Genomic DNA, 23,644 nt, shown 5'->3' with positions numbered 1-23,644 from the left:
AAAAAATCATATATTATGACAAAGGACAGTGTAATGCAATTAAAGTTATGTTTACTATTAATATGGTTAACAGCTTCAAGCCAAATGGCAATTGCGCAGCAAGATATACAGTTTAGTCAGTATGTCTTTAATGGTCTAAGTGTAAATCCGGCGTATGCTGGATATAAAGAAGATATCTATGTCAATTCAACCTACCGAAAACAATGGGTTAGTTTTCCGGGAGCACCCGAAACAGGAACATTGACAGTTGATGGTTTGGCCAATTTACTGGGAAATAAAACAGTAGGACTTGGCGCACAGGTTACCTGGGATCGAGTAGGTCCACAAGATATCGTCTCTTTTTATGCTTCGTATGCATACCGAATAAGACTAAACGCAGAAGATGATAGTCGACTATCATTTGGTTTAGGTGTAGGGGTCAATCAATACTCTATAAGTGGAGACCGATTATCTCCTACCGATCAGGGAGATCCAAATCTTCCCGAAGGAAGAGTTAGTACAACAAAGCCTAATGCAAATGTTGGAGTTTATTACTATACTCCTTCATTTTATGTAGGATTCTCTGCCATAGATATTTTTCCAAGTAACATTTACGATAATGCATTCGCAGGAAAAAATAACTATGACTATCTGGTTACCAAAAAAGTACCACATTATTATTTGACTACCGGATTCATGGTCACATTATCCGAAGATGTAAAGCTTAAACCTTCGATTATGATTAAAGATGATCTTAAAGGCCCTACCAATATTGATTACAATATTTTCTTATTACTGGCCGACAGAGTTTGGGTAGGAGGATCATATCGCTCTGCAATAAAGATATGGAACAAAAACAATCTTCAAAGCGGTCTTGAACAAAAAGATGCTGTAAGCGTTATGGCAGACTTCTTTCTTACAGAACGTCTTCGAATTGGCTATGCCTATGATTTTACAACTAGTCAACTAGATAATTATCAAAAAGGCTCACATGAAATATCAATCGGTTTCTTGTTATTTAATAAGAAAAGAGCAGAACGTATTATTAGCCCGCGTTATTTTTAATAGTGGTTTAACCTAACAAAAAGTAATATGTATAGATATATAAAATACTACGTCGCACTATTATTGGTGATAACCAGTCTAAGTGCAAACGCCCAGGATCGAAAACCAGAAATAAAAGTAGCCAACGAGCATTTCGATAGGTATCAATATGATTTGGCAGCTCCTATTTATGAAAAACTGGCTCGTAAAAAAAGCGTAAAAACTGTTACGCTTGAAAAACTAGCTTATAGTTATAAAGAAATGGATAACTATGATAAAGCTTCACAATGGTATCAAGCCGTTACACAAAGAAATGATGCTACTGCAAATTCTTTTCTTCTTTATGGAGATGTCTTAAAAAATCAAGGGAATTATATAAAAGCCAAAGAAGTCTATGCGCAATATAAGCAAAAAGATACTAAGGATATCACAGCCCGAATTATGGGTTGTGATTCGGCTGTGATGTGGTTAAAACGTCCTACTTCTAATACGGTGACTAATCTTAGTAAGATCAATACATCGGCATCAGAATGGGGAGCAACGGTATATAAAGACAAAAGCATCATTTTTACTTCCGATTCTTTACGTAACTCTTTGTTTGGAAAAGAAATCAATAAAAGGAAATATGGCTGGACTGGTCGTTCCTATATAAAGCTCTACCAATTTTCATCAGAGTCTTCGGGGACACCAACCATTACACAATTTTCAAAAGAGCTGAATGATTTTAAATACCATGTAGGCCCAATAGCCTTTACTTCCGATTATAACACTGGTTATTTTACAGTAACCAATCCAGACAAGATTTCACATACTAAAGATCCAAACTATAATTTTTACGGTGCGCGAAAACTTGAAATCTACAGTAGTGATTTAAAAAACGGAACATGGCAGCAACCAATTGCTTTTCCTTATAATAACCCCAGCTCCTATTCTGTAGGTCATGCTGCTATTAGTAAAGATGGTAATACACTATATTTTAGCAGTGATATGACAGGCGGAATTGGAAAAACTGACCTTTGGTATAGCGAGAAAAACAAAGATGGAAGTTGGTCACCACCAAAGAATTGTGGACCAACTATCAATACTCCCGAAGACGAAGAATTTCCTACTCTGGGAGATAATAACATCTTATATTTTTCAAGTGATGGACTTCCAGGTATGGGAGGTTTAGATATCTTTAGTACAACTGGACAAAAAGACCAATGGACAAAACCCATAAACTTAAAAAGTCCGGTAAACTCCTCTACAGATGATTTTTATCTAATTATGACCGATACATCCAAAGGATATCTTACTTCCAATAGAAAAGGTGGTCATGGAAATGATGATATTTACACTTGTAATATTGTACCTGTAATTGTAACTCCACCTGTAGTACCAGTAGTTGTTGTAAAAGAAGAGGAAATAGTAGATGTAACAGAAACATATATTATTTATTACGACTTTGACAAATTTAACATCCGCAGAGATGCAGCAGCTGTTTTAGACAAACTTGCGGAGTTTCTAAAAAAACATCCAAACGATAATATCAAAATTTCTTCCTATACCGATTCAAGAGGTAAAAGCGCCTATAACATGAATTTATCTCAAAAACGTGCTCGTTCTGCAGTTACCTATTTAAATAAAAAAGGAATTAGCAAAAAAAGAATATCTGCAAAAGGATATGGAGAAACTCATCTAAAAAATAAGTGTAAAAAAGGTGTTAAGTGTACAGAAGCAGAACACCAATTAAATAGAAGAACTGAAGTTCTAATCATATCTTTATAATTATTCTTACAATAAACAACAATAATAAAGCGAGTTAAAAAATAATAATTTAACTCGCTTTATTTATACTTATACATGTAAATATTACCCATTAATATACCTAAATACTCTTTTATCTACTAGGCATATCTATACGCCTATTTACCCCTTTGTATAGGAAAACTAAACCATTTCAACAATCTACTAATATGAAATTACTAATAGTTGAAAATGAACCTATTCTCTTGTCTGCTTTACAAAAAGGCTTCGTTAAGAATAATAACGACGTAAGCATTGCTATTGATGGAAATACTGCTTTAGAAATGATTCATAATTATAAATATGATGTTGTAATTTTAGATATAATCCCCCAAGAAACAAATGGATTTGAAATATGTAGAAAATTACGTGCAAGCAAAATTTTTGTCCCTATTTTGGTTTTAACAAGTCTTATAAGTTCCGAAAATGTTATAACTGCACTCAATGCCGGTGCCGATGATTATATTGCAAAACCATTTAATTTTGATGAACTCGATGCTCGGGTAAATGCTTTGAATCGTAGATCAACTCATGAAAATAATATAATAACAATAAACGATTTAGAGATTAACGGAAATACCAAAACAGTAATAAGAGCACGCCGATTAATAACTTTGACTCCCAAAGAATTTAGATTACTCTATTTTCTTGCCCGAAATAAAGAGACTATCGTAACGCGGTGGCAACTTTTGGATAATGTTTGGGATAATGATTCTTATATGAATATTAATATTGTAGAAGTCTATATAAGTTTTTTAAGAAAAAAAATAGATGTCCCTTTCAAAAACAACCTAATTCATACCATAAAAGGATTAGGTTATACTATTAAATCTTTTTAGTTAAGATAATTATATCTCCTTTGAATTCCTGCTTTTTTTTAAAATAGCTGTTAACTTGATATTTTCACAAAGCACCACAAAAAACAAACTGTTCCTAAGCTATGTGTTTTTTCAAAAACCTTAAAAAATTTACAATCTCATTACCTAACAAGTTGCTGTATTTTCTAATTAGATATCATTTAGAATATTAAAATAACAAACGATTTAGCAAAGACATCCAATAAAAAAAGGCTGCTTCACAAATTATGAAACAGCCTCTGGTATTTTGTAAAGACAACTCTAATTCAAATTCAACTTCTAATATAAATAATTCAGAGCTGTAACATCATTAGCATTGAAAGCTCCAGTCTCGCTTGAACTGAAACAAGCTCTCATAAAAGAGGTTGCATCATATCCTGAAGGTGTTCCCGGGATTAGGATTGCACCAACACCAGCTGTTCCTTCGCTTGCATTCTGTCCACAACTTTGACGGCTGAACCAGTCTGTATGACGTAAACCGATACAGTGACCTATTTCGTGTGCAGCTACGTGAGCATTTACACCTGTAGAATAAGTATCTAATCCAGAATATAATGTAACTGAACTATAAGGTGCCCCTCCTGAAGGGAAACCAGCTACTCCACCGGCAGATCCAACCTGTCTTGCTACAACAATATTTGCACCAGCAGTACTTGAACTAAAGGTTAGTGTAAAGTTAATAGACAATCCTAAACTATTGTATCTATTTACGGCAGCTTGCAATCCAGTAATCATATTTGCACTTAGAGATGTTGCTGTACCAGTCCCTGTTAATCCAACCACTTTAATAGTTCTTGGAGCAGACACTAGATTAGTAGTGCGGTATTGTTCTGTGGTAATACCTCCGTGAAGATCCATTTTCTTTAATTGATCTTGAGTAATGATGATATCTCCTTCTATCAGGAATGCATCCTCAGTAGTACCATCTAGTTTGGTATTTTTAATCACTTTAACATCTGAAGTATTCAGTGAAAGTGAACTAATTTTATTTAACACTTCCGGTGTTACTTTAAGAGATTCTTGATTTGATTGACCTGGTGCATCTTCTTTATTACAGGACAATACTGTTAGCGCTATAAATGACAAGGCTAAAATTGATTTAATTTTTTTCATAAGTAGGTGTTTTGGGTTATTAAAATAAGTTGAAAAATTAGGGGCTTTACAAAATATTCATTCTCAAATTTATAAAAATTTTAATCTTAAAATACTTATGAAATAATTATTTAACAAATTTAACGCTTTTTGTTATATTATTTTATATGAGTTTTTAATGCTAATTATCTGACTATTGCTACAAGCCCAGTAAAATCAATAATCGAATACAAATCAACCTATTACACATAATAAAACTGTTTTAATATTTTATTTTGTCCAGCATGTGCTAAAAAATGATTTTACAATTTTGTACCACATTAAAAATAAAAACAAGGTTATAAAAAGGAAATATTATCATGTAGATTTTGGAGATTCTAAATGAAATAAAAACTCATAAAATTTTTACAAATAATTTAATAACTTTGACTTACCTACAATGGATAAATATTTCAAAAAGAAATCATTAAGTACAATTTCATCTTTATTTTATCTAAATTAAAAAGTGATAAACAGCTGTAATAGTTAATTTTTGTACCATTTACCATTAATAAAAATGTTTATAATTGCCCTAATATCTACAGTAAATGAAGAAACAAATTACTTTTCTCCTCTTTATAATAACGACAACCTGCCTCTCACAAAGCTCTGAAAAATGGAAACGATACATAAAAAAAGAAAACGAAATAAAATTTGAGAAATACTATTTTACATCTTTAGAAAATGCACATCACAACAAATACAAGATTGTAAAAAAACTCGACAGTACTTTTTGCATTGTTGAAAATGAAAGTTTAAGATCTAATCAACCTTCAAAAAAAATTCTCCCAGTTAATAGTTTATGGAAATTACCATCAAATTTTTCAGATCATAAGGAAGACAAGCAGTATATAATTGCAACTGATACTATCAATGCATTAATTACCGACTTGAAATCAATGAATATTTCTGATATCAAAATATTAGATAACCATCTTGTAATCATAAAAAGTGATTCCAAAAAAATTATAGATGAAATTATAGATTTGAACAGTGTGTCTTCTATTTCGCAAGAATCACTGCAACCAAAAGGTGAATCTAAAATAATAGATCAAAATTTTAGTGTCAATGCTATAAATAAAGCCAATACTAATTTTCCTCTTTTAACAGGCGAAAATCAAATTGTAGCTATCAAAGATGATTTATTTGATGTAAATGATATTGATCTATTAAATAAGCACATTCTTTCCCCTACACAATCGGCTATTGTATCGAGCCATGCGACGGCTATGGCAACTATAGTTTCCGGATTAGGAAATAGTTCTGCACTAGGAAAAGGCGTCGCTCAAAAGGCTAAGTTACAATCGTCTGATTTTTTGAATATCTATCCTGATGAAATAGAAACTTTACAAGGTGCTACGACCCAAAATCATTCCTACGGTACAGTGATTGAGAATTTTTATGGTTCGCTCGCTAATGCTTATGACTCGCAATTATTCTTAAATACCGATTTAACTCATTGTTTTTCCTCCGGTAATAGTGGTCTTCAAGGTTATAAATCTATTACTGGTAATTTCAAGCAATCCAAAAATAGTATCGCATTGGGTTGTATTGATCAAAACGAGGTAATTATGCCGTTTTCTTCAAAAGGTCCAGCCTATGACGGCCGAATAAAACCAGAGTTAGTAGCCTTTAGCACACAAGGAACTTCAAATTCTACAGCATTAGCTACAGGAATTATTACGCTTATGAAACAACATTATAAAACGATAAACAATACCCCTTTGACAAATGCCCTTACAAAAGCAATTTTAATTAATAGCGCAAAAGATTTAGGCAACATAGGTCCGGATTTTACCTATGGTTATGGTAATATCAATGCTGATAAAAGCTTAAAAACGATCAGCGAAAATAGAATTATATCTGGTAATTTGACATCTGGTCAGACAAATTCACATACCATTACCCTTCCTGCAAATGCAAAAAACTTAAAAATAACATTAGTTTGGAACGATTTGCCCGCTGCAATCAATAGTAATATAAGTTTGGTAAACGATTTAGATATAGAGGTTATTTCGGCTGAAAATACTACTTTTTTACCATGGATTCTTAATCCTGATGCACCTCTGCAGGAAGCTGTAAGAGGAAAAGATAAAATTAATAATATAGAACAAGTGACTATTGAAACCCCTGTTTCCGGGTCTTATACTATCAATATCATTGGTGCATACGTCTCGAATGCGTCTCAAGAATACAGCATCGCTTACGAATATGAATTACAAAATCAATTTGAATGGAATTACCCTGTCAATAATGATAATTTCCCCTATGATGGTAAGACGATCTCCCCTTTTAAATGGAATTCTTCATTTTCTGGTTTCCCTGGACAATTATCTATTAGTTACAATAATGGGCAGACTTGGGAAATTATCGCAAATGGTATAAATCTAGATAGCGAACAATTTACTTATACTCCTACAGAAAAAAAATTCTCAAAAGCCAAATTAAAAATGAACATTAATAATACCGATTATATCTCTGATAGTTTTACGATTTCTTATGATTTAAATATCCGTACAAGCTTAGTTTGTGATGGCACAACCGAGATTAATTGGGATAAACCAGCCGATGTTACTTCGTTTAATATTTACCAACTCATAGGAGATAATTTAGAATTTAAGGAACAAACAACAAACGCTAATTATACTTATACAGATGAAAAAATTCACACTGTTATTCCAGTATTTGAAAATAGCGAAGGAATAAAAAGTGAGTCAACATTAAAGTATGCACAAAACTCAAATTGTTATTTCGAATTAGCTTTGGCAGAAATTTATGAGGAGGACAAAGTAAGGATTAACGCCAGTCTTTTCAGTTTATATAATATCAAAAGAATTGACTTAATAAAAATAATTAATAATGCCGAAGGTGTTATTAATACCATAAATGATATCAATTCAAAGACATTTTCTTTTCTTGATATTGCCCCAATAAAAGGCAGCAATAAATATAAAATCAATCTAATTTTAGAAAACAATAATGAAATAAGTTCTCTAATTCTTAATACTAATTATATAGGTAATGATTTGTTTTTTGTCCATCCTACGCTTTTAAGCAAAAATGAAGAATTAAATATTGAAGCCAAAAAAGAGGAAAACGCTATTTTTTATTTGTACAACATTAGCGGACAAAATACCATTACATCTCCGTTACTTTCAAAAAGCAATACTATCAATCTAAAAAATACTGCAGCGGGAATTTATATCTATAAAATAATTACAAGCTTAGGCGAAATACAAACAGGGAAAATTGCAGTTTATTAAGCTATTATTTCAGGTTATAGCGGTAATAACCTCATTATAAAACAAGATTTATCCTTTGTTAAAACTGAACTTCGAATGTTTTTTATACAATAAATTCAAGTATATAGCTTCCATAATTAATTTAGAGCAGCTATATACCTGAATTTTTAATTAATTTAGAATCCTCTCAAAAGGATGTCTTTACTATTGCATTATTATTTTGTAATTGAAATAGTGCTGTCTTTTAATTGACCTGACGAAGCTTTAAGTACAATTTTATTTTTTAGATCCTTAGTTTTAAGAATAATAGTTGCAATTCCAGCTTCAGCATTAATTGGATTTTGACCTATTATCTCTGCATTTCCTTCGCTTAAAGCAAAAGTTACTTCGCTGGTTGCTGTTGGGATAACTGTTCCGTTTGCATCGGTGATTTTGGCATAAACAAAAACCATATCGGGATATTCCGGATTAACAGCTTTGGATGAAATGTCATAACTCAACTCTATTCTTGAAGCTGTTTCCGGGGTTCTCACCACATTTGAAGCTACTTTTTTTCCATTAATAAAACCTTCTGCTCGTAACGTTCCTGCTTTAAATTTCTCTATTTTAAAGATAAAAGGAGCGTGTTGTAATTTGTCACTATTGCCACCAATGAATGGTCTTTCTTTGGCAACCAAAAGATCATTTAAATATAAAGCTACCTCATCACAATTACTGTAAACAGTAACATTCAAAGGCGATTCTGCTGTCCAGTAATTTGCAATATTAACCATTGGTCCCGACGCTAGTTTTTTATCCAGAACTACATTGGCATCACGCTGGCTTTGATAAAAATAATAAGCAAATTTTGGAATTCTGAAAATATCACTAATTCCTGAACTCTCCAGATCCGGACTATAACCACGATTATAATCAAACATTAACCAGTTGGCTTCTCCAATAGTTTCTGCCCCTTTTCGGTTGGAGTTAGAAGCTTCCTGAAAATTATATGCTTGCTGTAACAAGCGTTTTTCGCCATTACTTCTTAATTGTCTGGAAGTTCTTTCATCTTCTTTTAAATTCGAAAACTCAGTTTGGTTAAAACCGGCATTTTGTGCATAATATTCCCAATCGCCATATTCGGCAATGAAAATTTTACGATTTCCCTTGCTGTATTTTGTCCAATAATCAGGTGCTTTTGCATGCTGACGTGCAGGAATAAATAAATCATAATTTTCATTATCAATCCAGCTTGCACTATAATTATGAGCAAATGGTAATTCTTCTTTTAGCGTTTTAGTAGCTTCTTTCATAAAGGTTTCACTCATTTCTGTCTCATTCAGCGAGGATTCCCAAAAAATAATACTTGGATGATTTCTATCCCTCCTTGCCATATCCCGAATATCCTGATACGCATTTTTTTGAAAAGTTTCATTACCAAAAAATTGCCATCCAGTTAAACTATTCATAACCAAAATCCCTAATTCGTCGCAAGCATTTAAAAAAGCTTCTGCATGAGGATAATGTGACAATCGAACGAAATCAAAGCCGGCATTCTTAATTTTTACAGCATCACGATATTGCGCCTCATCAGAAATTGCATATCCTAAATATGGATATTCCTGATGTTCATTGGTTCCGTTGAGATATATTTTTTTATCGTTTAAATAATACCCATCAGCTTTTAATTCAGACTTTCTGATTCCAACTTTTAATAAATTAGAATCAACAATTTTATTATCCAAAATAACCTGAACTTCTAATTGGTATAAATTAGGATTCTTTATAGACCATAATTTTGGTTTTTTAACCGAAATTTTTTGTACCAAAGTAAAATCAGTGTTTGATTTTATAGCAAAATTTTCAGATTTAAATTCTGCTTTTTTTCCTTTATTATCGGTTAAAATAAATTTCAAAAAAGTATTTTTATCACTTTCAAATTCATTTTTTAAATGTACCTGAATACTTCCAGAAGCTTCATCTTTACCTATATTTTCAAAATTAACGTATACTCCTCCCCCAGCTACTTTATTGGCAGCAACGGCATCTGTAATATATAATTTGGAAGTTTTAATTAAATATACATTTCTATAGATTCCTCCATAATAATTAAAGTCCAGATCTTTCAAAGGCTTTCCAGGTAAAAAATCCGGATTGTCTTCATTGTTGACTTTTACTTTAATCGTATTTTCATTATTTGAATTTAAGTATGGTGTAACATCAACAGTAAAAGGTAAATAACCACCCTTATGATTTGCTACTTTTTTATCATTAATCCAAACATCAGCTTCCTGCATAACACCTTCAAAGTACAAAAAAGTTTTTTGATCTTTTGAAGCCTCAGTTTTGAATTTTTTCTGATACCACGAAGTTCCCTGAAACTGTTTAATTACTACTAATTTCTCAAGTCGATTGGTATGCGGAATTGTAACTTTTTCCCAATTTGGAGAGGAACCTTCTTCTCTTTTAAATTCCCAATCGGCACCAAAATTGATTTTTGTACGAGATTGTGCCTGAACTTTTCCAAAAGAAAAAGTGATTAGAAACAAGAAAAAGATTGATTTAAAAATTAATTTCATATTCATTTTATTTTTTGACCATTTAGAAATTAAGTTTTAAATATTCTTAATTTGTTAAATGGCTTATACTGATTTTTAAGCATCAGTTAATTGTGATTTATTCTTTAAAAGCATCAAGTGCCGGTGAAGGTTTTCCGTTGTCCAACCAAGCATTTAGTTGGTAACCGCTCCAGCTTTTTTCGCCTTCTGGTTCCCAGTAAATTACACCTAAGCCTTTATTATCGGGAACATTTTTCACTGCTTTTATAGTGGCTTCAAGCATTTCATTGGTGTTTTCAACTAATGTATAATCGCCACCAACTTCTACTACCATTACTTCTTTATTGTAGCGTGAAGCCATGTCTTTTAGATTATTTTCTAAATCGGTGATACTTTCTTTGTAATCGCTTTTTAACCAATACGGATAATACGATAACCCAATAACATCATACTTTACATTGTGTTCTGTGGCTTTATCAAAAAACCATCTGAATTTTTCATTTTTATTTCCTTCGTCCAAATGCACAATAACTTTAATTTTGGAGTCAATCGCCTTAGTTGCTTCATACCCTTTATCTAGTAATTGTGCCAGTTGACCAAAGTTGTCTGTACTTCCTTCTGGCCAAAGCATACCGCCTGGAATTTCATTTCCAACTTGAACCCATTCGGGGGTTACTCCAGCATTTTTTAATAATTTCAAAACATCATAAGTATGTTTATATACATCATTTAGCAATTCGGGAAAAGAATGATTTTCCCATGCAGCGGGCTTTTTTTGCTTTCCGGGATCTGCCCAGGAATCGCTGTAGTGAAAATCAATCATGATTCGCATTCCCATTTTTTGCGCACGAACTGCCATGACAACTGTTTCTTCCGGACTGCAGTGTCCACTTGCTTTATCATCATTTGGATTTACCCAAACGCGCAAACGAATTGTATTGATACCACGATCTTTTAATAATTGCAGACAGTCTTTTTGAGAACCGTCTGCATCATAAAACTTATAGCCTGTTGCTTCCATTTGTGGCAGCCAGCCTACATCTGCTCCTTTTGAAAAAGATTTTTTTTCACTTGCTATTTTAGATTTGCATGAAGCAAATAGAACGGCAATTATCATTAAAAAAGATACAACTTTAAGTGATTTTTTCATATTTTAGTCTTTACTGAAAGCTTGCATTACTGATAAGGCATTGTTGTCAAAACTGTATAAAGCTTGATTTTCGAATGTAGAGCCACTTTGAGATTGTGGCCCTTTAAAAGCCACCCATTCTCCGCCCCAATACGCAAATCCTTGTCCGTATTCTGATGCTTTTACTATATTTTTAATTGCAAAAACAAAAGTTCTTTGTCCGGCAGGAGTTGCAGGATATCCAGGAACCAATTGATCGTTTGTACCTACAATATTATTAGTTTGATCGTTGTGTAATAAGGTAAAAGGATAAGCAGTTTCTGCAATCAGGACTTTTTTACTGAATTTTTTTCCTAAAGCATCAATTGTATTCTTTATAACTGTTAAATCTTTACCGTGCCAAACAGGATAATACGATAATCCAATATAATCGTAATCTACACTTTTCATTTTGGTAAAAAACCAATCTGTAGCCCCGCCATTTACACCTGCATAATGAATCATTATTTTTGTGCCTGGAGATTTACTACGCACTGTTGCGCTGGCAGCACTTAGTAAAGCAATACATTGTTGTTCATTATCGATTAAATTTCCTTGTGGCCATAGTAATCCACTATTGATTTCATTACCAATTTGAATAATATCAGGCTTAATTTCTTCCATAATTGTTGAAGTATAAGACGAAACTGCCGCTTTTAAATCTGCAAAAGACAAATTTTTCCACTCCTGAGGAACAGTTTGCTCACCCGGATCTGCCCAAGTATCTGAATAGTGTACTGTTAACCAAACTCTAAGACCAGTTTGTCTTGCTTTTTGAGCTAATTGTTTCACTTCACTTAAACCAGAATACCCAAATGCAGGGTTTTTCCATAAACGAATTCGGACTGTATTACAACCTGCATTTTTAAGTGTTGTAAGCATCTCTTCTGCTTTACCATTATTGTAAAACTTAGTGCCCAAAGCTTCCATTTGAGGAAGAAAAGAAACATCCGAGGCTCTGATGAAAGTATCATTTGCATCTGGCGGGATAGCTTGTGCATCTGAGGAATCATTACCTGAGCAAGAAAATTGAATTACTGCCAAGGCAAAAAGACCAAGAAATTTTATATATTTTTTCATAACTATGAATTATAATGATCGAAATTTATATGTTGTATTGTGGTGATTTTGAGTTTTAAATAAAACCCTTCTTGCGTAAAGATTAAGCCTCAAATCGATATCATTGAGGCTTATCTTTATCTTTTATCCTATTTATGGAGTAGGAATGAACATATAACGACCATCCAGATCATTGAACCATATATCGTATTTTCCAGCATCAACAAGGATATCTCCACCATCATCACCCCAACTTACATCCCAACTGTTATTGGCTTTAAATTTCATTTTTCCGGTTTTTAAAGTTTGAGTAACTTTCCAGATATGCGCATCAAATGTTGATTGTACCAAAGGAACATCCATATTCCAGCCAGCATCATCTCCTGTTAATACAGATCCAGTCAAAGTAATTGTAGCATAGGTTGTCATTGGCCCTGTGTAAGGAGCAATTTTATATGTTAAATCTTCAAGATTAATTTCAAAAGTATAATAACCGGCAGCTGTAGTTGGGAAAACTCCCGGATCGGTATCGTTTTCGGTAGCTCTATACATTACTTTGTCACCATTAGTTCCGTAAGCCGGAGCCCAGAAACCAATTTGCTCGATTAATTTAAAACCATCTTTATTAAAATATCCTGTATAATAGTGTTTTGTATTGTCTTTGGTATCTCTGTAAATAGGCATATTGTTGCTGGTAACACTCCATCCTGCTGCGGTACCCGGTCCTACTAAATACAAGTCAATTTTAGGAAAAACGCCTTTGTAAGGTGTAACAATAATTGTAATAGGTTCTGAAAATTTTGGCTCAGAACCAGTTGTTCCTACTGTCGATTTAATTCTTACATCAATAGTTCCTTCTGCATCTGGCTCTAGTCCAAGTTCAAGTGCCTTTGCATTAAGTTCGGCAACTGTCATTGTACCATGAGTAGTCGTAGAAAATGAAATATCAAGTGGGGCTGCAAATTCAGTATTACTAGCTGCAAATTGTATGGTATAAGTAACAATTGTTGGAGTTCCATAATTTACCTTTTCCCAGGTTAAAGTCAAAGCAGTATTACTGGGAGTTGCTTTATTAAGAATAATCGAAGAACCAGTATCGGGCGTAATGATTGAAAAAGCAGCTTCCTGAGGCTCTAAAATCATTAGATTTTCTTCATTTTCACAAGACCATAATCCTGTGATTAAGGCAATAGCTATAAAAATTTTATAAATATGTTTCATTTTCGTATCGTTTATATTGTTAAAAGAGTTTTTTTAATAACCAGCATTTTGAGTCAAATTTTTATTGGCTCCCAATGATCCTTCGGGAATAGGGAAAATACTTCTATAAGAAGGAATCGAAATCCCTTTTGAAGAATTTCCTTTCCATGCCCAATTGTAAGATCCACCGGTATATTTTCCAAAACGGATTAAATCTTGTCTTCTATGTGCTTCCCAGTGTAATTCGCGGGCTCTTTCATCAATTAAGAAATCAAGAGTTAATTCGCTTAAAACAATATTTCCTACTGTCGAATTATTGTTGGCTCGCATCCTTAAAGCATTTACATAATCTAATGCTTGAGGAATTGTACCGTTTCCTCCTCTTAAAGTTGCTTCGGCATACATAAGATATACATCAGCAAGTCTAAATAATGGGAAATCAGTATCGACAAAAGTTGAGCTTACTCCATTTACTCCTGTTGAAGTTTTATTAGAAAATTTAGATAAAATATAGCCTTGTGTTTTTACACCAATGTCTAGTATATCGATAGATCTTTGTTTTACAGGATCACCCTGAACCCCTTTCCCGATAGTATTTCTGGCATCTTGACTGAATTTTGTACCATCAAATTTTTGAGCAAATTCTTTTCTGATACGAAGTGCTCCGGTCCAGCCACCAACTCCAAAATCGGCACCATTGTTTTCCCATGCCCCAATTTGACCATTTGTTAAAACAGTTGTTGCTCCCCAGTTTTGAGAAACTGATCCATCTGACTGGATTCCGAAAATAATTTCTTCCGAAGTATTGTTGTCTGCCTTAAAGTTGTCCAGATATTTTGGTTTTAAAACATAACCGCTTGCAATAATCTCATTACACATTGTAATACAATCATTAAAACGATTGGCTTGAATATATACCTGAGCATTTAAGTACATTTTTGCCAAAATCATACGTGCCATAGATTGGTCTAATCTACCGTATTCATTGCTTCTTGCTGGTTTTAAATCTGGCAAAACAGCTTTTAATTCAGTTTCAATAAAATCAAATAATTGTTTTCTGTTAAATTCAGGACCAGCAAAATTTACAGGATCATTTTCGGTATACATTGGTGCTTTACCAAATAAATCCATCATGTTATAATAGGCATACGCTCTTAAAACACGCACTTCTTTTCGGTAGAGCTCGATGTTGGCCAAAGTCGTAGCATCGTTAATACCTCTTGCGCTTAATTTTTCGGGTGTACTCTGGCGTAAAAACTCATTGGCGTAGGATACAGAAACCATTGTTCGGCTAAACATTCCCAGAATAACCGGATTTGCAGGTGTCCAGATATTACGTTGTAATTCGGCTGTTCCTCCATCATTCTCATAACTCCAGACCAATTCGTCTGTGGTTAATTCCTGCAAGTACAATAAACATCTTGTAAACTGGCTTGTTCCGGCATCTACCCCTTCTAGCGAAGAGTTATCTGGACCAAGTACTCCTGTTAAAGTTAAATTTCCATACACTCCCGCAAAAGCTTTTTTATATCCGTCCGGAGTCGAAAATAAAACATCCGAAGAAACAACATCTTCATCTCTGGAAACCACGTTTAAATCATCAGTACAAGACTGAAAAGCAGTAGTTAATACTATAATTGTTATTAAAAAATATTTTTTCATGGCTTCGTTATTAATATTTAAGATTAAGACCAAATAAGATAGATCGTTGTCTTGGATAAATTGTTTTGTCTACACCATTATTATTAGTGATTTCCGGATCTAAACCGCTATACTTTGTAATTACAAAAACATTCTGAACTCCTGTTGATATTCTCAAAGAAGCTTTACTGTTTAACCAATTTGTTAATGTGTATCCTAAAGTAATGTTATCCATTTTTAAGAAAGAAGCATTCTCGATATACAAATCGGATAAGACAACATTGGAAGTTGTTTGAAAATTAGTTTGTGTTATCGATGAAGGAACATTGCTTAAAACACCACCGTTTTCCATGGCATCATATTGTGCTCTGGCAGCATCTACTGCATTAAAAATTCTATTACCAACACTTGCTCTTAAATTGAACGAAAAATCAAATTTCTTATAATTCATATTTGATGCAAATCCTAAAGTAAAATCAGGATCTGGATTGTTATAGATGTATTTATCGGAGTCATTTTTAACATTATCTCCATTTAAATCTGCAAAAGCTCCATCGATTGGTTTTCCACTAGTATCATACATTTGTTTGTATACATAAAAAGAATAAGGCGTATATCCCTCTCTAAAAATTTGTCCCGGAGTTCCTGTTCCCGCAATATTATCTCCTAAAAATATATCTGTTCCATTTATAAGTTTTTCAATCCTTCTTTCGAATTTGGAGATATTAAAATTCATATTCCAATTAAAAGTTTCCGTTTTAACAGCATTGGCATTAATAGTAAATTCAATCCCTTTTGTCGTAAAGCTACCCACGTTTTGATAGACACGATTTGAGAAGTTACTACCGTCGGAGATTGCTGCGTTTACCAATAAGTCTTTGGATTCTTTATAGTAAACATCGAGTCCTGCAGATAAACGGTTGTTTAAAAACCCAAAATCCAGACCCGCATTATAAGAAATAGTTTGTTCCCATTTTAAATCGCTTGTTCTTTTGGAAGGAAGTGCAACCGGAACTGGACTTGCTCCAAAATAATATTCAGAATTCCCTATCCCGACCTGGTATTTTTGCAAATATCCATTTGGTTCAGGAATATCTTGTTGTCCTGTGATACCATAACTCAATCTTAATTTTAAATCGGATAAAGAATTGTTATCTTTAAAGAAATCTTCTTTTATTTTCCATGCAAATGCTATAGAAGGAAAATTTCCCCAACGGTTTGCTTCTTCAAATCTCGAAGAACCATCTCTCCTGTATGATAACGTTAATAAGTATTTATCTCTAAAGTTTAAATTAGTTCTTGCAAAGAATCCCAATAAAACAACATCTGTATCGAAAGTAGTTTTAGGGAAAGTTGAAGGTAAGTCCGGATTCAAAATATTACCTGTTTCAAATTTTGAACTTTGAAATTTTTGATATGAATACCCCGTTGTTAATTCAAAATTCAAAGAACTAAAGGTTTTGTTATACACAAAATAAGTGTCTAATAATTTATTTTTTCTGGTAGCTTCGGTATACTCATTTGTTCCATAAGGAATATTGTTGTTTGAAGCTGCAGAACCTGCATTGGCGCCAACCAATCTCGTTCTATCCCCATTTGACTCATCAAAACCAACATTAACAACTGCTCTTAAAGCAGGGAAAAAATGAAATTTATAATCTATTTCAAAATTCCCGAAAATTCTGTTATTGGTTCCTCTGTCGTTTGTATTTAATAATTGAGCAACCGGATTTTTTGCTGCTGTAGATACCAAAGGATAATTTCCGTTTGCATCAATACCTGTAATATATTCAAAATATCCTCCATAAGGTGCCCCATCAACTCTTATAGGTTGCGTTGGGTCAAAACCTATAGCAGCGCCTTCAACAGCATCTGTAAATCTGTTTATTTCATTTGAGTAATTAGCAGAAAGCTTTAATTTTAAGTGATTGTCTAAGAAAGCCGGATTCATTACTAAACCCACCGTGTTTCTTTTGAAATTATTGGTCAATCTTAAACCTTGTTGATCTGTATTTCCTAAAGTTAAGCTTGTTGGAATAATATCAAACAGACTTCCTCTAAGAGATAAACTTTGATCAACCGTTCCTGTATTTCTATAAATTGCTTTTTGCCAGTCGGTATTTGCCGTCCCTAATTTATCAATATCATCTGATCTTCTGTCTGCAATAACTTTTCTAAATTCATCTGCACTAAAAACATCAACAGTTTTAGTAAGCGTACCAGCTGCGTATTGTACATTATAATCTACAGATAAGGTCTTACTTCCTTTTTTGGTAGTTATAATAATTACACCATTTGAAGCTCGAGAACCATAAATTGCCGAAGCCGAAGCGTCTTTTAAAACCGTTATTGATTCGACAGTTGCTGGATTTAACGAAGCCAAAAACGATGAAGATCCTGTATTTGTAGTATTATCCAGAGGTAATCCATCAATTACAATAAGAGGGTCATTACTAGCAAAAAGAGAACTTCCTCCACGAATTCTAATTTGAGAACTGGAACCTGGCGCCCCTGTTGAATTAATAGTTAAACCGGCTACTCTACCACTAAGAAGATTCTCCGTTGTAATATTATTTCCTTTATTAAAGTCTTTTGTAGTAAGTGCAGTAACAGATCCTGTAGCATCTTTCTTTTTAACGCTTCCATATCCTACCTGAACTACTACTTCTTTTAATAAACTGGTGTCTTCTTCAAGATGTACCGTTAAATTTTTCTGCCCTCCAACCGTAATAATCTGATTGGTATAACCTGTATAAGAAAAAATAATTTTGGTATCTGGTTTTACTCCTGGTAATTGAAATTTTCCATCAAAGTCTGTGGAGGTATTACTATTTCCTCCTGATACTTTTACGTTTACTCCCGGTATTGGTAGTCCGGAATTTTTTTCCAGAACAACCCCGCTAATTGTGTTCTGAGCAAAAACACCAAAAGGAAGGAGCAGTAATAAAAGTAAAAATTTGGTTTTAATTCTTTTCATACTTTTTAAATTGGTTTTTATTTAAGTTGGTTTTATTTAATTAGTGTTTGGTTACAAAATGATTGCAGAGATATATAACTTTAAAAGAAACAAGGCTTATTTTTTTGGATAATTGTTTCTATAGAAATCGTTTCTAAAAGATTATAATCTGCTTCTTAAATAAGCTTATTCTATTTTTTTTGGAATGAGAAAAGGTTTCTCTTGGTAAATTTTAATTGGAATGTTGGTCATTTTAAATTGTTTTTCTGGTTACGATAATTGGTTAGATTGTTTTCATTGACTTACATTGAATAAAAAAACAAAAAATTATTATTCAATCGTTGTAGCTTATCAACTCACTTTGCAAATTAAGGATACAACAAGTTTTTAAGACAGGGAAAAATTCATTTATAAAAGGGGACAATTTCGTAAAAGCTTGCATACAACACTAAATAAAAACATATTCTTCAATTTTTTATTCTAAAAAAAATGACAAAACGAATAATTATCCATTATAATAATATATTTGACAATCAATTAAGGTTGTGTTTTTTAACCAATACATTACCAATACACTTACTTGAAGAATCTCAAAATTTTGATCTTTAATAAGAGAAAAAAACATAGAAATCACAACCAGTAATTAATGTAAAAAACAAATGTTAATTTTACACACTATATAATAAATACGTTATTTTCGCAAAGTATACAGATTTCACATATATTCATATAAAAAATTGACCCAGCTTTCAGATCACATTTCTTGTATTTTTCGTATATCTAAAGAGCAAGAAGCTTTTTAAAAAAAAATTCTATGAATAAGTTAATGTCCTTTCTTGTTATTAGTCTTCTTTACATAAATGCATTTGGACAGAATTACCCGATAAGGCATCTTGATATTTCATCAGGACTTTCTAATAATTCTGTTGCGACGATATATCAAGATCAAAATGGATATATGTGGTTTGGAACTTTTGATGGGCTCAACAGATATGATGGTAATGATTTTAAAATTTACCGTCATATTCATACTGATCCTAATTCTATTCAAGGAAATGCTATAAGCTGTATTGAAGGTGACTATAAGAATAATTTGTGGATAGGAACAACAGCTGGTCCAGTTGTTTTTAATGCAGAACGTTCCTCCTTTACTCCATTAAAATATTTAGGAATTGATAAAAAACCTAAACCTTTAAAAATTACTGCTTATGAGATAATTGCTGTACATTCTCAAAATATAATTCTCGTCGCAACAAAAGAGATGATAGTTGCTTATAAAGAAGGCGAGCAAACTGGAACGGCGATACCTTTTAATGGAAAATTAAATTATATAGCCAGATCAATATCTTACAATGCAAAAAAACAAATCTTCTATGTTTTTATAACAGGTTCTGGTCTTTGCCAGTATGATATTAAATCCAAAAAATTAACACTTCTTAGCAATGCAATTGCAGGCGCAAATTGTATAAAGTTAACAAATGAAGGACTCTGGATTGGCTCAGACGAAGGGGCTTACTTATATAATGAGAAACTGAATACGTATTCTAAAAATTACTTTCTGGAGAAAACAGTAGTACGCGATTTTTTTCAGCAAGACAATAAACTTTGGATTGCCACAGACGGAGCGGGTCTTTACACTATTACAAAAAAACAGTCTACTCCTGTTTTATATCATGCAAATGGCCCTGTTTCATTACTTAAGAGTAAATCTCTTTATGATATATTCGAGAGTAAAAACGGAGAAATGTGGTTTGGAACCCTGCGTGGCGGTGTAAGCATGATAGGGAAAAAACCACTCTATTTTAATCATTTTAAAAGTACAGTCCAGCAGACCAATAAAGAAGATGAAGATCCTGCCGCAAACTTCATGGTTTCTTTTTGCGAAGATGAAAAGAAAAATATCTGGATAGGTACAGATGGTGACGGAATGCGATACTGGAATAGAAAACAAAATACCTACGAAGTCTACTCTACAAAATCATCTGGTGGCAGAAAAATTCAAAGTAATTTCGTTACAAGTATAGTCAGAGATTCTGATAATGCAATCTGGGTGGCTATGTGGAAAGGCGGAGTATGCCGTATCGATCCAAAATCAAAAGCAATTCAAAATTTTTCAATTTATAATCAATACACTAAAAAAGCAGAACAGGAATCATGGCTACTCTTCTTAGATTCAAAAAAAGTGCTATGGCTTGCCGTAACTAATGGAGGCGCATTATATCAATTTGATAAAAAACAAAATAAATTCATTTGCTACAGTACCACTTTACGTGATGTTACTTGTCTCTATGAAACCAAAGACGGGAAAATCTGGGGCGGAACATTCAATTCTTTTTTTGAGATAGAACCAAAAACAAAAAAAGTAAAAACCTATCATTCTGATTACACAATCAGATGCATAACAGAAGATCAAAATAAAAACATTTGGATTGGTACAGTAGAAGGTGGTCTGCTTTTATTTAATAGAAAAACTGGTACTTATAAAAAATATACCACTCAAAACGGTCTTTCAAGTAATACAATACTTCGTCTTTTGGAAGACAAAAAAGGAAATTTATGGATGAGTACTTATCATGGAATTTCAAGATTGAATCCTAAGAATAATACTTTTAGAAATTTCGGGGTTGCTGATGGGCTTCAGAGTAATCAATTTAGCTGGAATGCGGGTACGAAACTTTCTACAGGAGAATTTATTTTTGGAGGTATAAACGGATTCAATGTTTTTCATCCTGACAGTATAAAAGACAAAAAAAATACCGGCAAATTTTTATTAAATGATTTGATGGTAAACAATCAGTCTTTAAAATTAGACAGTCCTTACATAACCGAAAAAAAACTCGAAATGATAAGCGGTGTCGAACTCCCTTATGAAAAATCGGCATTAAGTTTTGATTTTGTTTATCTTGATTATGTCAATTCAGAAAAAATCAATACCGCTTACTTTCTAGAAGGCTGGGATAAAGATTGGAATTATACCTCAAATAGTAACAGAGCAAATTATTCAAGACTAACCGAAGGAACTTATGTTTTTAAAGTAAAGACAACCGATGTTTTGGGGAATTGGACCGATGAAGTAACGCTGGCAACAGTAAAAATCCTTCCGCCTTGGTATAGAACATGGTGGGCATATACATTTTATTTAATCGGTGCAATCGGTGCTATTTACGCATATGTAGGTTATCACAAAAACAAGGAAAGACTTCGTTATGAAATAAAACTTTCTCGAATGGAACATAAAAAAGATAAGGAACATGCCGAAAAACAGTTTTCTATGTTTACTTATATGGCTCATGAATTGCGTACTCCTTTATCCTTAATTATAAATCCGCTTAAAAGTGCAATTGAAAGGAAAAACCACTCTGAGGATGATCTTGACCTAAATCTTGCCTATAAAAATGCTAAACGATTATTGAGTCTTACGGATCAATTACTACTGTTTAGAAAAGCAGAAATGGATCTTGATGAGCTCAAAATTTCGAGGATTAATTTAAACATACTTTGTCGGGAAATCTACGAAAGCTTTACGCAAATGGCAGCTGTTAAAAGTTTAAACTATCAATTTATTGAAGAAAAAACACCGACCGAAATATATGGCGATTATGAAAAAATAGAGATTACACTGTTCAATTTAATCTCCAATGCTTTCAAATTTACTCCTAATAAAGGATCGATAACCATTGAGATAATTGAGAATATTGCTGATGTTTCGATAATTATATCCGATACTGGAAGCGGGATCAATGAAAATGATATCGATACTATTTTTGAAAAATTCAAGCAAATTCAGTCTAAAGCCAGCAATGGTTTTGGAATAGGCCTTTATATTGCCAAATATTTTGTGAATAAACATCATGGTGAAATAAAGTGTAAAAGCAAAGTTGGAAAAGGCACTTCGTTCATTATTACACTTCCGAAAGGAAATAGCCATTTTGCAGAAATGAACATAAACGAGAATCATCCACATATGTCTCCTCTTGTGGAAGAACTTCTTGAAGGAATGCCTGCCACTCAACCAAATACATATGAAAAAGGAGTTCAACCATCACATCCAGAAAATCTGCAGTCAGCATTAATCAGTACAAAAAAAGTATTGCTAATTGTTGAAGACAATCCCGAAATGAATCATTATCTCGTGCAACTTTTCTCCAAAAACTATATTGTTTATTCTGCAAATAATGGTTTTGAAGGATTGAAACTTGTAGAAAAACATATCCCAGATATTGTACTCAGTGATATCTCTATGGAAGGCATGAACGGTTTGGATTTATGTAAAAAAATCAAGCAAAATGATGATTTGAGCCATATTCCTGTAATACTACTCACGGCTACAACCAGTAATGACATTCATTTGCTAAGTATTACAGAAGGTGCCGATGATTATGTTACCAAACCTTTTGACAGTGATATACTGCTGGCAAGAGTAGATTCTGTTCTTCGAAACAGAGGGCAATTGCGCAAGTATTTCTTAGATAGTATTACACTTCGTGAAAATGTAAATAAAGTTCCCACTGAATACAAAGAGTTTCTTGATAAATGTATCAAAATTGTCGAAGCCAATCTTGAAAACAGCGAATTTAACCTAAAGAGTTTCTCTGCTGCAATGGGTATGAGTCATTCAAGTCTTTACAAAAAGATTAAAGCAATTTCGGGACAAACCGTAAATATTTTCATCAGATCTATCAGAATCCGCAGAGCCGCAGTAATTATGCTTACTGAAAATATTAATATCGCACAGGTTGGCCCTCAGGTTGGTATAGAAGATCAGCGCTATTTCCGTCAACAGTTCGTAAAATTGTTTGGAATGAAACCTTCAGAGTATATTAAAAAATATAGAAATTCTTTTAATAAGGAATTAAATATCATTCAGAAAAAAGATATTACATAATTAGAATTTTTAAGAATTAAAACATTAGTTAATTCATTATAATACAGGTCTAAAAAAAATTAATAATATTGTCAAAGCCAATAACCCTTTTTGTATGATACTTGTAAATACCACTTTGAACGAAAACCAAAATCTCTATGAATTATCTCAAGGTTCTGCG

General features: G+C 32.8%; 12 protein-coding genes. 5 read left to right on the top strand and 7 right to left on the bottom strand.

From position 1 onward, the window contains the following. The first annotated feature begins 15 nt into the window (after positions 1 to 15). The 3 genes from OIU83_RS21290 (at position 16) to OIU83_RS21280 (ending at position 3,647) form a co-directional block, all read left to right on the top strand. Positions 16 to 1,044, top strand: a complete 1,029-nt coding sequence (locus OIU83_RS21290; RefSeq protein WP_264208285.1) for a PorP/SprF family type IX secretion system membrane protein — start codon at positions 16 to 18, stop codon at positions 1,042 to 1,044. A gap of 27 nt (positions 1,045 to 1,071) precedes the next feature. After that, on the top strand, positions 1,072 to 2,790 hold the full coding sequence (locus OIU83_RS21285) for an OmpA family protein (RefSeq protein WP_264208284.1): 1,719 nt from the start codon (positions 1,072 to 1,074) through the stop codon (positions 2,788 to 2,790). Positions 2,791 to 2,978: 188 nt separating this feature from the next. Then, complete coding sequence (locus OIU83_RS21280; RefSeq protein WP_264208283.1) at positions 2,979 to 3,647, top strand: response regulator transcription factor; 669 nt, start codon at positions 2,979 to 2,981, stop codon at positions 3,645 to 3,647. A gap of 297 nt (positions 3,648 to 3,944) precedes the next feature. Here the strand turns inward: OIU83_RS21280 and OIU83_RS21275 are convergent, their stop codons facing one another. Beyond that, positions 3,945 to 4,778 (bottom strand): zinc-dependent metalloprotease, encoded by an 834-nt coding sequence (locus OIU83_RS21275; RefSeq protein WP_264208282.1) that lies wholly within the window; start codon positions 4,776 to 4,778, stop codon positions 3,945 to 3,947. 566 nt (positions 4,779 to 5,344) lie between these two features. Here OIU83_RS21275 and OIU83_RS21270 point away from each other — a divergent pair. Beyond that, complete coding sequence (locus OIU83_RS21270) at positions 5,345 to 8,059, top strand: S8 family serine peptidase (RefSeq protein WP_264208281.1); 2,715 nt, start codon at positions 5,345 to 5,347, stop codon at positions 8,057 to 8,059. A gap of 194 nt (positions 8,060 to 8,253) precedes the next feature. Here the strand turns inward: OIU83_RS21270 and OIU83_RS21265 are convergent, their stop codons facing one another. From OIU83_RS21265 to OIU83_RS21240, 6 genes are all read right to left on the bottom strand, one after another. Continuing rightward, positions 8,254 to 10,596, bottom strand: coding sequence for a glycoside hydrolase family 2 TIM barrel-domain containing protein (locus OIU83_RS21265; RefSeq protein ID WP_264208280.1), 2,343 nt, complete (start codon positions 10,594 to 10,596; stop codon positions 8,254 to 8,256). Positions 10,597 to 10,693: 97 nt separating this feature from the next. After that, positions 10,694 to 11,725 carry a glycoside hydrolase family 53 protein gene (locus OIU83_RS21260; RefSeq protein WP_264208279.1) on the bottom strand — a complete coding sequence of 344 codons (1,032 nt, stop codon included), beginning with the start codon at positions 11,723 to 11,725 and terminating at the stop codon, positions 10,694 to 10,696. A gap of 3 nt (positions 11,726 to 11,728) precedes the next feature. Next, a complete protein-coding gene (locus OIU83_RS21255; protein WP_264208278.1) occupies positions 11,729 to 12,823 on the bottom strand; it encodes a glycoside hydrolase family 53 protein in 1,095 nt (364 codons plus the stop codon). Positions 12,824 to 12,955: 132 nt separating this feature from the next. Next, positions 12,956 to 14,023 (bottom strand): SusE domain-containing protein, encoded by a 1,068-nt coding sequence (locus tag OIU83_RS21250; protein ID WP_264208277.1) that lies wholly within the window; start codon positions 14,021 to 14,023, stop codon positions 12,956 to 12,958. A gap of 33 nt (positions 14,024 to 14,056) precedes the next feature. Then, a complete protein-coding gene (locus OIU83_RS21245) occupies positions 14,057 to 15,664 on the bottom strand; it encodes a RagB/SusD family nutrient uptake outer membrane protein (RefSeq protein ID WP_264208276.1) in 1,608 nt (535 codons plus the stop codon). Between the two features lie 10 nt (positions 15,665 to 15,674). Beyond that, positions 15,675 to 18,620, bottom strand: coding sequence for a SusC/RagA family TonB-linked outer membrane protein (locus OIU83_RS21240; protein WP_264208275.1), 2,946 nt, complete (start codon positions 18,618 to 18,620; stop codon positions 15,675 to 15,677). Between the two features lie 793 nt (positions 18,621 to 19,413). Between OIU83_RS21240 and OIU83_RS21235 the strand changes: the two genes are divergently transcribed. Further along, positions 19,414 to 23,484 (top strand): hybrid sensor histidine kinase/response regulator transcription factor, encoded by a 4,071-nt coding sequence (locus OIU83_RS21235; protein ID WP_264208274.1) that lies wholly within the window; start codon positions 19,414 to 19,416, stop codon positions 23,482 to 23,484. Positions 23,485 to 23,644 lie beyond the last annotated feature (160 nt).

Origin of the sequence: Flavobacterium shii (assembly GCF_025847235.1) — a bacterium.
GTDB classification, from domain to species: Bacteria; Bacteroidota; Bacteroidia; order Flavobacteriales; family Flavobacteriaceae; genus Flavobacterium; species Flavobacterium shii.
This window is presented reverse-complemented; position numbering and strand designations above follow the sequence as displayed.